We start from the raw sequence: 14,195 nt of genomic DNA, 5'->3' as shown, positions 1-14,195 counted from the left end.
GTTGCCGGGCAACAACTTCGGGCCCAACTATTTAAGAGGACCTCCACTTGCCAATTTCTTTATTTCGCAAAGCCTTGCTGGTGGGTGCAGGTATCACGCTGGCTGTCAGCGTGCAGGCCGCCCCGACTGTGCATATTTATAACTGGTCGGACTACATCGGCCCGGACACCCTGGCCAACTTTGAAAAGGCCACCGGCATCAAGCCGGTCTACGACGTGTTTGATTCCAACGAAACCCTGGAAGGCAAGTTGCTCGCCGGGCGTACCGGGTATGACGTGGTCGTGCCGTCGAACCACTTCCTCGGCAAGCAGATCAAGGCCGGCGCGTTCCAGAAGCTCGACAAGTCGCAACTGACCCACTACGCCAACCTCGACCCGGCGCTGCTCAAGCGTCTGGAAAAGAACGACCCGGGCAACCAGTACGCTGTGCCGTACCTGTGGGGCACCAACGGTATTGGCTACAACGTCGACAAGGTCAAGGAAGTATTGGGCGTCGACCATATCGACTCCTGGGCCGTGCTGTTCGAGCCGGAAAACATGAAGAAGCTGGCCACGTGCGGTGTGTCGTTCATGGACTCGGCGGATGAAATGCTGCCGGCGGTCCTCAACTACATGGGCCTCAACCCCAACAGCACCAACCCTGAAGACTACAAGAAGGCTGAAGAGAAACTCCTGAAAGTGCGTCCCTACGTGACCTACTTCCATTCTTCCAAATACATCTCGGACCTGGCCAACGGCAACATCTGCGTGGCGGCCGGTTTCTCCGGTGATGTGTTCCAGGCCAAGGCTCGTGCAGCCGAGGCGGGCAAGGGCGTGAACATCGCCTATGTGATTCCGAAAGAAGGCGGCAACCTGTGGTTCGACGTGCTGGCCATCCCCAAGGATGCCACCAACGTCAAAGAGGCCCTCGCCTTCATCAACTATTTGCTGAAACCTGAAGTGATCGCTCAGGTCAGTGATTACGTCGGTTACGCCAACCCTAACCCAGGGGCGGACAAACTGATGGAGCAATCGATACGCACCGACGAAGCGGTTTACCCACCGCAGGCGGTTCTCGACCGGACTTTTGTCAACTTCGAGCTACCCCCGAAAGTGCAACGTTTGATGACCCGTAGCTGGACCAAGGTCAAGACGGGCAAGTAAGGCTTAACGCTCAAACTATCCAAGGCTGGCCCGTATTGGGCGAGCTGCACTCTTTTTATTCTGGGAGTTTCGTAAATGGCAGTTGCCTCCGGCGCCTATAAGAAAGCCCTCGAGGGCGACCAGACACCGAAAAAGGTGCTGGTCAAAATCGACCGGGTCACGAAGAAGTTCGACGAGACGATTGCGGTGGACGATGTGTCCCTGGAAATCAAGAAAGGCGAAATCTTCGCCTTGCTCGGCGGATCGGGTTCGGGCAAATCCACCTTGCTGCGCATGCTCGCAGGCTTCGAGCGCCCAACGGAAGGACGCATTTACCTCGACGGTGTGGACATCACCGACATGCCGCCGTACGAGCGGCCGATCAACATGATGTTCCAGTCCTACGCCTTGTTCCCCCACATGACCGTGGCCCAGAACATCGCGTTTGGCCTGCAGCAGGACAAGATCCCCAAGGCCGAGGTCGACGCCCGTGTGGCCGAGATGCTCAAGCTGGTGCAGATGAGCCAGTACGCCAAGCGCAAGCCGCACCAGCTGTCCGGCGGCCAGCGTCAGCGGGTGGCGCTGGCGCGTTCCCTGGCCAAGCGTCCGAAACTGCTGCTGCTCGATGAGCCGATGGGCGCACTCGACAAGAAGCTGCGTTCGCAGATGCAACTGGAACTGGTGGAGATCATCGAGCGCGTGGGCGTGACCTGCGTGATGGTGACCCACGACCAGGAAGAGGCCATGACCATGGCCGAGCGCATCGCGATCATGCACCTGGGCTGGATCGCCCAGATCGGCAGCCCGATCGACATCTATGAAACGCCGACCAGCCGCCTGGTGTGCGAGTTCATTGGCAACGTCAACATCTTCGACACCCAGGTGGTGGACGACGCCGAAGGCCACGCGGTACTCAAGTGCCCGGACCTGGACCGCGATATCTACGTCGGCTACGGCATCGCCACTTCGGTGGAAGACAAGTCGGTGACCTACGCCATCCGCCCTGAAAAGCTGCTGGTGACCACCGAAATGCCGACCTGCGAGCACAACTGGTCCAGCGGCAAGGTGCATGACATCGCCTACCTCGGCGGCCATTCGGTGTTCTACGTCGAATTGCCGAGCGGCAAGCTGGTGCAATCCTTCGTGGCCAACGCCGAACGCCGTGGCCAGCGCCCTACCTGGGGCGACCAGGTGTACGTGTGGTGGGAAGACGACAGCGGCGTGGTACTTCGCTCATGAACATGAAGAAGTTCAAACGCCAGCTGCAACGAATAACCCCCGGTGGCCGGCATGTGGTCATCGGGATCCCTTTCCTCTGGTTGTTCCTGTTCTTCATGCTGCCGTTCTTCATCGTCTTGAAGATCAGCTTTGCCGAAGCCGACGTGGCGATCCCGCCTTACACCGAGATCTACACCTTCGTTGAACAGAAACTGCAGTTGGTGCTGAACCTGGCCAACTACGGGATGCTGGGCGATGACGAGTTGTACATCGCGGCGTACCTGGGCTCGCTGAAGATGGCGTTTTTCAGCACCATCCTCTGCCTGCTGATCGGCTACCCGATGGCCTACGCCATTGCCAGCGCACGCAAGGAAATCCAGACCGTGCTGGTGCTGCTGATCATGATGCCGACCTGGACTGCGATCCTGATCCGGGTCTATGCGTGGATGGGCATCCTCAGCAATAACGGGTTGCTCAACGGCTTCCTGATGTCCATCGGGTTGATCAACGAACCGCTGCAGATCCTCAACACCAACATCGCGGTGTATATCGGCGTGGTCTATTCGTACCTGCCGTTCATGATCCTGCCGCTGTACGCCAACCTGGTGAAGCACGACCAGAGCCTGCTGGAGGCCGCATCGGACCTGGGTTCGAGTACCTTCAACAGCTTCTGGAAAATCACCGTGCCGCTGTCCAAGAACGGCATCATCGCCGGCTGCATGCTGGTGTTTATCCCGGTGGTGGGCGAGTTCGTGATCCCGGAACTGCTGGGCGGTCCGGAAACCCTGATGATCGGTAAAGTGTTGTGGCAAGAATTCTTCAACAACCGTGACTGGCCGGTGGCGTCTGCCCTGGCGGTGGTGATGCTGGCGATCCTGATCGTGCCGATCATCCTGTTCAACCGCAGCCAAGCCAAAGAGATGGAGGGCAAGATATGAAGCGCGTCAGTTTCTCAAGCTTCATGCTGGTGGCGGGGTTGCTGTTCATCTACCTGCCGATGCTGATCCTGGTGATCTACTCGTTCAACGAATCCAAACTGGTGACGGTGTGGGGCGGTTGGTCGATCAAGTGGTACGTCGGCCTGTTGGACAACACCCAGTTGATGGGCTCGGTCGGCCGCTCCCTGGAAATCGCCTGCTACACCGCGATTGCGGCGGTGGCACTCGGTACATTGGCGGCGTTCGTGCTGACGCGCATCAGCCAGTTCAAGGGCCGCACGCTGTTCGGCGGCCTGGTGACGGCGCCGCTGGTGATGCCGGAAGTGATCACCGGCCTGTCGCTGTTGCTGCTGTTCGTGGCCATGGCGCAGATGATCGGCTGGCCGCAGGAACGTGGCCTGGTGACCATCTGGATCGCCCACACCACGTTCTGTTCGGCGTATGTGGCGGTGGTGGTGTCGGCGCGCTTGCGTGAGCTGGACCTGTCGATTGAAGAGGCAGCCATGGACCTGGGTGCGCGGCCGTGGAAGGTGTTCTTCCTGATCACCATCCCGATGATCGCGCCGTCGCTGGCGGCGGGCGGCATGATGTCGTTCGCGCTGTCGCTGGATGACCTGGTGTTGGCCAGCTTCGTGTCGGGGCCGGGTTCGACCACGTTGCCGATGGAAGTATTCTCGGCGGTTCGCCTGGGGGTTAAACCCGAGATCAACGCCGTGGCCAGCCTGATTCTGTTGGCGGTGTCGATCGTGACGTTCCTGGTGTGGTTCTTCAGCCGTCGTGCGGAAGAGCACCGCAAGAAAGCGATCCAGCAGGCGATTGAAGAAGCGGCTGCGGATGGTTGGGAGAAGCCGGCGGATTCGCGTCGCGCACCTGCGCCGGTCTAACTGACGGAACCGGCTCAAAAAATGTGGGAGCTGGCTTGCCTGCGATAGCGGTGTGACAGTCGACTGATGTGTTGACTGATACACCGCTATCGCAGGCAAGCCAGCTCCCACAGTAGTTTTGTGGTGTTTATAAGGCTGGGTTTCAGGCCACCCAAGGCGACTTGCGAATCACCTCGACGAAGTTCATCGGCTTGAACCCCGGCTCCTGATCCACCAGCACATCGGTCTTCACGTTGCCAAACGTGGTCTGCGGGCGATGGCGCAGGCCGTCGGCAAACGCGCAGATGATGCACTCCTTGAACCCTTCACCCCGTGGATGCGCATGCACCACCGCTTCGCGCTGCACGCTGGTAAACGCCGCGTACTCCATTCCCAGCACATCCATTTCCACGCCCGCGGTCACCAGCGCCACGGTTGGACGCAAGTGCTTGGGCACCCCCGGTGTGGTGTGCAGGGCGATGGACAACCACACCTGTTCGATGTCGTCATCGCTCAACCCGTAAGGCTTGAGAAAGTCCGCCGCCGCGTTGGCGCCGTCCACTTCAAAGCGTTCGTCGTCACTGCGGTGACCTTCCACCAGGCCCAGGTCGTGGAACATCGCGCCGACGTACAGCAACTCCGGGTTATAGGCCAACTGCTGGCGCTCGCCGCTCAATGCGCCGAACAGGAACACCCGGCGGGAGTGGTGGTACAACAGGTCGGATTCGATGTCGCGGATGTATTCGGTGGTGGCCTTGGCCAGGGCGCTGTCCGGGATCTTGATGCCGGCGATGGTGGTGCTCATGGTCGTTCTCCTCAAGAAAGCGCCGGGGTTGGCGCCGATGAGTCCAGTCTGGTCGCGCGCCCGCGAAGGGGCCATCGCGGCGAGGATGCGATCCCGGCCAATGTGCCGCGATATCGCGCCAAGGCTATGCGCGATCAAATGTAGGAGCTGGCTTGCCTGCGATAGCATCACCTCGGTATACCTGATGGACCGCGTCGCCTGTATCGCAGGCAAGCCAGCTCCCACAGGGGTTTTGCATTTATTCAAAAAAGGTGTTTCTATCCATGGGCAAAACCGTCGCCATCCTGATCTTCCCCGGCGTCCAGTCACTGGACGTGACCGGGCCCCTGGATGTGTTCTGCGAGGCCAACCGTTTTCTGCCGCCCGAGGCGCATTACCAGCTGGAGGTGATTGGCCTGGGGCACGGCAACATGGCCTGTTCCAACGGCTTGTCGTTGCAGGCACACCGGCATTTCAGCGAGGCCCTCGAGCCTTACGACTTGCTGTTGATGGCCGGCGGGCCGCAGCTGCCCTTCGAGGATTTCGGCCCGGTGTTCAATCAATGGCTGCGGGACGCCAGCGCGCGGGCGAAGCGCTTCGGCTCCATCTGCAACGGTGCCTTCATGCTCGCCCGCGCCGGGTTGCTGGACGGGCGCACCGTCACCACCCACTGGGGCGACGCTGCCGATCTGGCCAGCTTGTGCCCATCGGCCCAGGTCGAAGCCGACCGCCTCTATGTGCAGGACGGCAACCTCTACACCTCGGCCGGGGTGACGGCGGGCATCGACCTGTCGCTGTACCTGCTGGCCCAGGACCACGGCCCGGAAGTCGCCCTCAGCGTGGCCAAGCGCCTGGTGGTGTTCACCCAGCGTTCCGGCGGGCAGTCGCAGTTCAGCCCGTTCCTGACACCCCACGCGCAAGCCACCTCGGCGGTGGCGCTGGTGCAGCTGTATGTATTGGCCAACCTGACGGGCGACCTGACCATCGCCGACCTGGCCAAAGCCGCCAACATGAGCGCGCGCAACTTCTCGCGGGTATTTGCCCGGGAAGCGCAGATCACTCCGGCGGAGTTCGTCGAGCGGGCGCGGGTGGATGCGGCGCGGGTGATGCTCGAAAGCACCCACGCACCGCTCAAGACCGTGGCGTATCAATGCGGCTTTCGCGATGCCCAGCACATGCGCAGTGTGTTCAATCGCCGGCTGGGCGTGACGCCGCAACAATTCCGGCTTAATTTTGCGGCGCCGGTTTGAGCGTGTCATAGGCTTCCAGGGCGCGCAGCGAGTAGATATACGCCGCGCCGGCATTCAGCGAGATCGCGGTAGCCAGGGTCGCGGCCACTTCTTCGCGGGTGGCGCCGGCCTTGATCGCCGCGTCGGCATGCACGCCGATGCAGCCGTCACAGCGGGTGGTGATGGCCACGGCGATGGAAATCAGCTCACGGGTCTTGGCATCCAGGACGTTGTTTTCCTCGGCAGCTTCCCCCAGCGCCATGTAGGCTTTGACCATCTTCGGGTTGCTCTTGCCCAGCGTGCCAAAGGCTTTCTTCACGGTAGGCAGCAAGTCTGACCAGTTATTGAACATCGTGTTAACTCCTGAACGGGTTGGGTGTGAAGCCAGTGTGCGCGGTTCAGGTTTGGCGCTTTTGTTCGATCCACTCACCTTTTTGACCGATGCTCGCAAATGAACTCCATCGACACCCTCATCGCGTTGGCCAACCTGCGGGGCAGCCTGGACCTGCGTTGCCAGTTCCAGGGCGCCTGGGCAATGGACCACGAGCCCGAGCCGCTGGGCGTGGCGCCGTACCACATTGTACTGGCGGGCACCTGCCGCGCCGAATTGTCCGGCGGGCAGCAGGTGACGTTGGAGGAGGGCGACATCCTGTTGATGCCCGGTGGCGCGACGCACCTGGTGCGCAGCCAGGGCGCGCGGGTAAAGCCGGTGGCGCAGACCGTGATCGAAGGCGGCTTGCTGCCGATCCATCGCCTGGGCGGTGAGCAGCCGGACGTGGACATGCTCTGCGGCAGCTTTCGCTACAACCGCCAGTCGTTGCTGTTCAGTGCGTTGCCGGACTACCTGGTGGTGTCCAGCCGGCAGTGGCAGGCCGATGGACAGTTGGCGGCATTGATCGCACTGCTGCGCAGCGAGGCGGACGGGCAGCGGCTGGGGGCGCGGTTTTTCATTGATGCGCTGTCGTCGGCGTTGTTCACCCTGATCCTGCGGGCATGGCTGACGCAGCAAGCGCCGGTGGCGGGCACCTTTGCCTTGTTGACCGACAAACGCCTGGGCAAGGCCTGGCAGGCGATGCTGGCGGATCCTGGGCATGAGTGGACCATCGACAGCCTGGCCAGCGCCGCGTCGATGTCCCGGGCGACGTTCATGCGTGGGTTTGTCAAAGTAGCGGGCGTGTCGCCGTGGGTGTTGCTGACGCAGTTGCGCATGGAGCTGGCGTTCAACCTGCTGCATCAGTCGCGGCTGAGCCTGACGGATATTGCCGCTCGGGCGGGGTATCAATCCCAGGCGGCGTTCAGCAAGAAATTCAAGGAAACCTACGGTGAGGCGCCGGGGCGGCTGCGAGCACGGTAGACGCAACAACGCAGATCAAAATGTGGGAGCGGGCTTGCTCGCGAATGCGGAGTGTCAGTCACCAGATGTATTGACTGATCCACCGCATTCGCGAGCAAGCCCGCTCCCACATTGGTTTTTTGTTTCTTCAGTTATTGCGGTGTCCGGGCCGGCAACAGCTTGAGCGTACTGCGGGTATTCGCCGTCACTTCCTCATCATTGAAATGCGCCTGCTCATACCCGCCTTCGATGTACGTTTCCGCCTGATCGGAATAGTGCTTGTCGAACGGCACACCACTCTGCCCGACCGGGTTGATGGTCAGCCCATGTGCGGCATCGGCGAAATCAATCAGGCGTCGGGTCGACGGCCCGTACGTCACCGGCCACGGCGCCGGGCCGATCTGTGCGGATTGGTTGTTGGGCACTTCATGGGTGCCGGGAGCGGCAAACGGGCCCACGTTGACGATCTTGTCCAACGGCTTCTGCGAGCCCAGTGGATGGCCGTGGGTCAGGGTGTGGGCCTTGCCCCATTGCCACTGCGATGGATCCTCACCAAAGGTCGCCTTGAGGTGTTGCAGGCTGTTGTCCCAGGCAAGCTTGACGGTCTCGGCGCGGTGGCCATCCCACCACGGCGTATCCGCTGAAGCAGCCAGGCGCGGCAAGGCTGCGTCCACTACGCGGGTGGTGAGCAAGGTCTTGAACATCCCATCGCCCAGCTTTGGGTGGAACGCGGCGTCAGTGAGGTTGAACAGGAACTGGTTGAACAGCGTGGCACTGGTGGAATCCAGCGGGTAATCGCCTTTCCACGTCGCCAATTGCTCCACCAGCTTCAACTGCGCCGGGTCCTTGACCACGTCACGCAGCACCGGCAGCAACGGCGCCAGCAGCCGTGGGCCGTAGGCGGTGGTGGTGCCGAGCTGCAAGGCCTGGCTGTTGTCCACGTCCCATTTCACGCTGTTGTCGCTCAGTTGCGCGTTCAACTGCTGGCCACGGTCTGCCAGGTTGTAATACCCGGGGATCGGCATGCCGGTGGGTGACGCGGGCTGGGCATTGGCGGACACCACATAACCGCGGGCCGGGTTTTCTTCCTGGGGGTTGGCGCTGAATGGGTAGAAACCGAGCTTGTCCGCCTGGGCGGTACTGCCGTCGAGGATAAAGCCCGGGTTGACCCCGGCCGGGCGGATCGGCAATTGCGCCGCCGCCCACCAGCCGATATCGCCCTTGGCATTGGCCCATACGATGTTCAAGCCAGGCGCCTGGACCTTGGCCGCCGCCGCACGCGCTTTGGCGAGGGTATCGGCACGGTTGAGCTGATAGAAACCGTCGAGGATCGGGTTTTCGGTATCCAGGAATGCCCACCACATGGCAATCGGCGTCTTGCCGACATTCTCGCCGAGCACGTCGTTGATGATCGGACCGTGGGGCGAGGTGCGCAGCGTCAAGGTTACCGGGTCCTGGCCCTTGACCGCGATCTGTTGCTCGCTGCTGGTCATGTCCACCCACTTGTCGTGGTACCAGACCTGGTTGGGGTTGTCCGGGTTGACCTTCTCGGCGATCAGGTCGAGGTCATCGTTCTGGAACATGGTCAGGCTCCAGCCGAAATCCTTGTTGTGGCCCAGGAACGCCACCGGCACCAGCGCGTTGTGATAACCGTACAGCTCGAAGCCCGGCGCCGACAGCTGCGCCTCGTACCACACCGACGGCACCGAGAAACGGATATGCGGGTCACCCGCCAGCAACGGCTTGCCGCTCTTGGTGCGGCTGCCGCTGATGGCCCAGGCGTTGCTGCCTTCGAACTGCGGCAGGCCGTTGTCGGCCATGGCCTGTTCGCTCAACTGGGCAATGGCGCCGAGGTCTTTCCAGTCACCGGCCGCCAGGTTCAGCGCGCCCTTGGGCTGCCAGTCGAGGTCGAAGACCTTCAGGTAGTCGTTGCCCAACTGATCGCGTACGTAGGTCAGCAAGGGTTCGGTGCGAAAGGCTGCGGCAAAGCTGTAGGCCAGGTAGCCGGCGACGCTGATGGTGTCTTCGGCGGTGAACGGGCGCTTGGGGATGCCCAGTACGTCGAACTCCATGGGTTTGGCGTGGCTGTCCTGATACTGGTTGACCCCGTCCAGGTAGGCTTGCAGGGCCTTCCAGGACGCAGACTCATGGTCCATGCGTTCGACGTAGCTCAAGGCGCGCTCGCGAATGCGCAGGCTGCGGAACAGTTTGTCGGTGTCCAGCAATTTAGGCCCCAGCACCTCGGCCAGCTCGCCACGGGACAGGCGCCGCATGATCTCCATCTGGAACAACCGGTCCTGGGCATGCACGTAGCCGAGAGCACGGTACAGGTCGGTCTCGTTCTCGGCGCGGATATGCGGCACGCCTCGGTCGTCGTAGCGCACCGTGACCGAACCTTGCAGATGGGCCAGCTCCACCGTGCCCTGGCGGGTCGGCTGCTTGCTGTACACGTACCAGCCGGCGCCAACCATAAGGGCTACGAGCAGGATGGCCAGCGCGGTCAGGATGCGTTTCATGGGTTGTCCCTTATTAGTCGGTCACCGTGAAGATTCGGGCAGTTTAGTGGGTTTGGCGAGCGCTGCGGAAAATGCTCTCGGGTTCGTGCTCCCTGAACCTGAGCTGCATGAAGTGGGGGTTCTGAAGTGGGCCGCGGGTGGGCGGAGTATTATGTTTACTCTGTTACATGAAACCAGCGGCGCGATGATTCACCCCGTCATCCGGGCGCGCCTTTGCTATCACTTTCGGAATGCAATTTATGACAGATCCCAGCCGTGCACAGGTGCCTTATGCCTGCTGCATGGAAACGCCATCGCTGATCAGCAATTTTTTGCGATACCCGCCGGCGGGCTTCACTGCCCAGCTGTCAGCACAGGGACTGCCGTACTTTTTCACCCGGTTCGACCTGCAGACCACCGCCGACGATGAGCTGCGTAGCCGCCTGCGCAGTTGGCCGGGGTACCGTTTGTGGCAGTCATGGCTGCATATCGACACCTGTTTTATCGGCACCACGGTCAGCGAATATTCCCCGTTCCCGCTGAACGTAGCGCCACAGGACATGGCGCAATGGCTGCAACAGGAGTGTGCACCGCAACGCAAGCTCACCATCGTCAAGGATGTGCCGCTGGATTCTCCGCTGCTCAGCGTTGAGGACAATCGCTACGCACACGCGTTGATCGAGGCCTGCACCCAGCGCGGATTCATCAATGTAGAGGGCCAGGCGCTGGCCTATGTACCGATCGACTTCAGCTCGACGGATGAGTATCTGTCGCGGTTGTCCCACAGCCGTCGCCGCAATATCCGCCGCAAGTTGCGCAGCCGTGATGAGCTGCGCATCGAGATTCTGGACACCGGCGATGCCCGCTTCAGCGATGAGCAATGGCAGCAGGAACTGTATCGGCTGTACAAGGCGGTGTACGCACAGAGCGAAATCCACTTCGACTTGCTCACGCCCGAATTCTTCATCCAGTTGCTCACCGATGCCGACAGCGGCGGGCATGTGTTCTGCTACTGGGACGAAGACGAACTGGTCGGGTATAACCTGTGCTACCAGCAAGACGGCAAGTTGCTCGACAAGTACATCGGCCTGAACTACCCGCTGGCGCTGGAGCACAACCTGTACTTCGTCAGCTGGTTTGTGAACCTGGAGTTCGCCCTGGAAAAGGGCCTGCAGTTTTATGTCGCGGGGTGGACCGACCCACAGGTCAAATCCAGCCTCGGCGCCAAGTTCACGTTTACCCGCCATCTGGTGTGGGTGAGGAACCCGCTGCTGCGCAAAGTGATGAACCGTTTCCGGCACCATTTTGAAAGCGATACGCAGTGGCAGCAGGAGCAAACCGCATGAGCCAGGCCCGTCCCGCATTGATCCTCGATTTTGACGGGGCCGTGAATAACATTCCCGGCGCCCTTACCCTGCCGTTGCAAGCCTGGCAGGAGAAAATCCGTTTCGGCTGCCGCTGGGCGCAGTTCAAGGAGCTGGAGAGCGCCCTGCACGCGCAGATGCCCAGCGATTACGGCTGTGTGTTTACCGGCAGCGGTGATTATCACCACCTCAGCCAGCTGTTGTTGAACCGTCTTCCCACCCAGCAAAAGATCCAGCTGATCATTTGCGATAACCACCCGGACAACATGCGTTATCCGTTTGGTATCCATTGTGGGTCCTGGGTCTACTGGGCCAGCCGCCTGCCGCAGGTCGAGCACGTTCACGTGCTGGGCATTGGCTCGCCGGACATTTCCCTTAAGCACGCCTGGGAGAATCACTGGTCGCCGCTGGTGAAACGCAAGCTGACCTACTGGAACACCAACGTCGATACCCGCTGGTTGAACTGGATCGGCGCAGGCCGCAGCAATCGTGCATTCACCAGCGCGGACGAGTTGATGAGCGCGTTCCTGGCGCAGCTCGACCCTTCGCTGCCGGTGTATCTCTCGATCGACAAAGACGTGCTGAGCCCGCAGGTGGTGAATACCAACTGGGACCAGGGCGAGTTTCTGGAGAAGCATTTGAATGCGCTGATCGATGCCTGCCACGGCAGCATTATTGGCGCTGACATTACCGGCGACGTGTCCGCCTACCACTACCAGAGCAAGTTCAAGCGCTGGCTGAGTGCGTCGGATGGCCAGGAAGAGCTGCCGGAGAACCAGGTGGTGATCTGGCAACAGCAGCAGAATGAGCTGAATGCGCGCTTGTTGACCCGTATCGATCAAAGCTGGGCCTAGCGTTTAAGAATCCGCCGCAGATGATCCAGCACTTGCTCGAACAGCTCGTCCGTCAGCCAGTGGCTATTGCTGATCGACAGTGTCTGGGCGGCGAAGCTTTGCGCGCGGGGGATATCGGCGCCCTGCCGTAACAGCGGGGTGAGTGCCGGGTAGCCCGGCAATACGTGGATGAACAGGCGGGTCACGCCCAGGCCTGCCGTCCACAGCTGCGCCATCGCGGTATCGCGGGTTTGTGCGCTGGGCATCACCACCATCAGGAACGGCCAGGTGCCTTGCTGGCCCGGGCTGTCGGTCAACACCGACACGCCGGGCAAGCTGCTCAACTGCGCCACGCGACGCAAGGCCCGCACGCGGCCTTGCTGCAAATGCTCGGGTAAGCGGGCCAGGGCTGCGGCGCCGACCTTCTGGCGATAGCCGCCGAGGCGGTGCAACGGAATATCGTTGACGGAAAAGTCGTCGCCTACCGCCGCCACTTCATCGCCCCGCGCCAACGCCGCCCGCAGCGGCTTGCCGTACACGTACCTCAGCCCGCGGGGCTGATACGCCGCAGCATAGCCCCACAGCTCGGCGCTGCGTTGCACTTCCCAGCGCAGGCTGAAGGGCAAGTCCTGCCGGCATTGCTGGTGCAACGCCTGATGCAGCGCCGGATCCCGGCTGAACAACACACCGCCTTCAGCCGTCGTCAGGCCTTTGCCCAGCGCCATGCTGAAAAAGCCGATGTCGCCTTTCAGTCCGACGCTTTTTCCATCATCCAGTGCGCCCATGGCTTGGGCGGCGTCTTCGATCACCGCAATGCCGAGTGGCTCGGCAATGCGCTTGGCAGCCTCCACATCCGCCACACGCCCGGCCAGGTGAGTGACGACGATCGCCAAGGTGTTTTGGTTGCACAGCTGCGCCAGCTGGTGTTCGTCCAGGTCGATGCTGCCGGGCTGCAGATCGCACGCCACCACGCGCAAAGGCGGGCAGTGATGGGCCGCCAGGGCCACCAGCGGGCAGGTATAGGCCGGCACGATAAGCTCGGTGCGCCCCGGCGTGCGCTGCTGCAACACCCGCAGCGCCATGATCAGCGCGGCGGTGCCGGAGCAGGGCAGGGCCGGCAGCGGGATGTCGAGCTGTCGGGCCAGGTCGCGGGCCAGGTCGCCCGAGCGGTTGAACAAGTCCTGCCAGCGCAGGGGAAGCCCCGCCGTTGGCGGAATCTCCCGCTGGCTGACAACGGGCGTCATGACGCCAGCGTCTGCGAGGGTTCGGCCTCGACGGTCTTGCTTTCTTTGTCTTCGCTGCGCGCCAGGCACAGGATGCCCGCAATTATCAGCGCGCCGCCGACGACCTTGGGCAGGGTCAAGGTGTCATTGAACAGCCACACGGAGATCAGCGTCACGCTGATCAGCTCCAGGTGGGAGGCCGCAAACGCCGGGCCCACCGGGGCGTATTTCAACAGCGTCATCCAGGTGAAAAAAGCGCCGATGTAGCCCACGAATGCGCCGTAGATCCATGGCGCACCGAACACGCGGATCAGCCAGGCGGCGTCCATCGTCAGCGGTTCGGCATGAATCGAGGCGAACTTGAAACTGACCTGCGCCAAGGTATCGAAAATGATCAGCGACAGAAAACCGAGGATATAAAACCGTTTCATTACTCGAACCCCACGACGGTCACGCCACAGGCGATCAGCATGATGCCGATCAACCGCCATTTGCTCAGGCTTTCCTTGAACAGGAAACGCCCCGCAATCATGATCACGACAATATTGATGGAGCCCAGCATCACCCCGACCGACAACGGCACCAGTGTCAGGAAGGCCAGCCACAGCACGAATTCGAACACATAGCAGATGATGCCCAGCCAGATCCACGGACGCTTGAGCATATGGCGCCAGTGGGCCATGCCGTCATGCTCGGCGCTGGCTGAGGCTGCGGCTTTGAACGCCAACTGGCCGGACGTATCAACGATGACGTTGAGTATCCAGAGGATGATGGTTAATTGGCTCATGTGTTCC

General features: G+C 61.5%; 14 protein-coding genes. 8 read left to right on the top strand and 6 right to left on the bottom strand.

Features of this window, described 5'->3' with window-relative positions:
• Positions 1-47: 47 nt before the first annotated feature.
• The 4 genes from QF039_RS27930 to QF039_RS27915 all read left to right on the top strand — a co-directional run bounded on the left by QF039_RS27930 (position 48) and on the right by QF039_RS27915 (position 4,161).
• Entirely contained in the window at positions 48-1,142 is a 1,095-nt protein-coding gene (locus QF039_RS27930) for a polyamine ABC transporter substrate-binding protein (protein ID WP_003213885.1), read from the top strand.
• Positions 1,143-1,217: 75 nt separating this feature from the next.
• On the top strand, positions 1,218-2,360 hold the full coding sequence (locus QF039_RS27925) for an ABC transporter ATP-binding protein (RefSeq protein ID WP_003195240.1): 1,143 nt from the start codon (positions 1,218-1,220) through the stop codon (positions 2,358-2,360).
• Positions 2,357-3,277: an ABC transporter permease subunit gene (locus QF039_RS27920; protein ID WP_003213882.1), complete on the top strand. Its 921-nt coding sequence runs from the start codon at positions 2,357-2,359 to the stop codon at positions 3,275-3,277. The genes QF039_RS27925 and QF039_RS27920 overlap by 4 nt, the downstream gene beginning before the upstream one ends.
• A complete protein-coding gene (locus QF039_RS27915; protein ID WP_008438909.1) occupies positions 3,274-4,161 on the top strand; it encodes an ABC transporter permease subunit in 888 nt (295 codons plus the stop codon). Before QF039_RS27920 ends, QF039_RS27915 begins: the two co-directional genes overlap by 4 nt.
• Positions 4,162-4,303: 142 nt before the next feature.
• Here QF039_RS27915 and QF039_RS27910 read toward each other — a convergent pair whose 3' ends face one another.
• A complete protein-coding gene (locus QF039_RS27910; RefSeq protein ID WP_226475497.1) occupies positions 4,304-4,945 on the bottom strand; it encodes an HD domain-containing protein in 642 nt (213 codons plus the stop codon).
• A gap of 263 nt (positions 4,946-5,208) precedes the next feature.
• On the opposite strand from QF039_RS27910, the gene QF039_RS27905 reads away from it, so the two are divergent.
• Entirely contained in the window at positions 5,209-6,174 is a 966-nt protein-coding gene (locus QF039_RS27905) for a GlxA family transcriptional regulator (RefSeq protein WP_177009079.1), read from the top strand.
• Here the strand turns inward: QF039_RS27905 and QF039_RS27900 are convergent.
• Positions 6,152-6,505 (bottom strand): carboxymuconolactone decarboxylase family protein, encoded by a 354-nt coding sequence (locus tag QF039_RS27900; RefSeq protein ID WP_177020266.1) that lies wholly within the window; start codon positions 6,503-6,505, stop codon positions 6,152-6,154. The genes QF039_RS27905 and QF039_RS27900 overlap by 23 nt on opposite strands.
• 99 nt (positions 6,506-6,604) lie before the next feature.
• Here QF039_RS27900 and QF039_RS27895 point away from each other — a divergent pair, with 99 nt between their 5' ends.
• Positions 6,605-7,507 carry an AraC family transcriptional regulator gene (locus tag QF039_RS27895; protein ID WP_102370124.1) on the top strand — a complete coding sequence of 301 codons (903 nt, stop codon included), beginning with the start codon at positions 6,605-6,607 and terminating at the stop codon, positions 7,505-7,507.
• Between the two features lie 131 nt (positions 7,508-7,638).
• Here QF039_RS27895 and QF039_RS27890 read toward each other — a convergent pair whose 3' ends face one another.
• Positions 7,639-10,002 carry a penicillin acylase family protein gene (locus QF039_RS27890; RefSeq protein WP_307521767.1) on the bottom strand — a complete coding sequence of 788 codons (2,364 nt, stop codon included), beginning with the start codon at positions 10,000-10,002 and terminating at the stop codon, positions 7,639-7,641.
• A 239-nt stretch (positions 10,003-10,241) separates the two neighbouring features.
• Between QF039_RS27890 and QF039_RS27885 the strand changes: the two genes are divergently transcribed.
• Positions 10,242-11,327, top strand: a complete 1,086-nt coding sequence (locus tag QF039_RS27885; RefSeq protein ID WP_307521765.1) for a GNAT family N-acetyltransferase — start codon at positions 10,242-10,244, stop codon at positions 11,325-11,327.
• Positions 11,324-12,199, top strand: coding sequence for a hypothetical protein (locus QF039_RS27880; RefSeq protein WP_003213870.1), 876 nt, complete (start codon positions 11,324-11,326; stop codon positions 12,197-12,199). Before QF039_RS27885 ends, QF039_RS27880 begins: the two co-directional genes overlap by 4 nt.
• Here the strand turns inward: QF039_RS27880 and QF039_RS27875 are convergent.
• From QF039_RS27875 to QF039_RS27865, 3 genes are read right to left on the bottom strand one after another with little or no spacing between them, the layout of a single operon-like run.
• On the bottom strand, positions 12,196-13,422 hold the full coding sequence (locus QF039_RS27875; protein WP_307521763.1) for a DegT/DnrJ/EryC1/StrS family aminotransferase: 1,227 nt from the start codon (positions 13,420-13,422) through the stop codon (positions 12,196-12,198). The genes QF039_RS27880 and QF039_RS27875 overlap by 4 nt on opposite strands.
• Entirely contained in the window at positions 13,419-13,832 is a 414-nt protein-coding gene (locus QF039_RS27870; RefSeq protein WP_003213866.1) for a multidrug efflux SMR transporter, read from the bottom strand. Before QF039_RS27870 ends, QF039_RS27875 begins: the two co-directional genes overlap by 4 nt.
• Positions 13,832-14,188, bottom strand: coding sequence for an EamA family transporter (locus tag QF039_RS27865; RefSeq protein ID WP_003213864.1), 357 nt, complete (start codon positions 14,186-14,188; stop codon positions 13,832-13,834). The genes QF039_RS27870 and QF039_RS27865 overlap by 1 nt, the downstream gene beginning before the upstream one ends.
• Positions 14,189-14,195 lie beyond the last annotated feature (7 nt).

The sequence above is a fragment of the Pseudomonas sp. W2I6 genome, from assembly GCF_030815935.1.
In the GTDB taxonomy this organism is placed as follows: Bacteria; Pseudomonadota; Gammaproteobacteria; order Pseudomonadales; family Pseudomonadaceae; genus Aquipseudomonas.
Note: the sequence above shows the minus strand (reverse complement) of the source record. Positions and strands in the feature narration are given on the sequence as shown.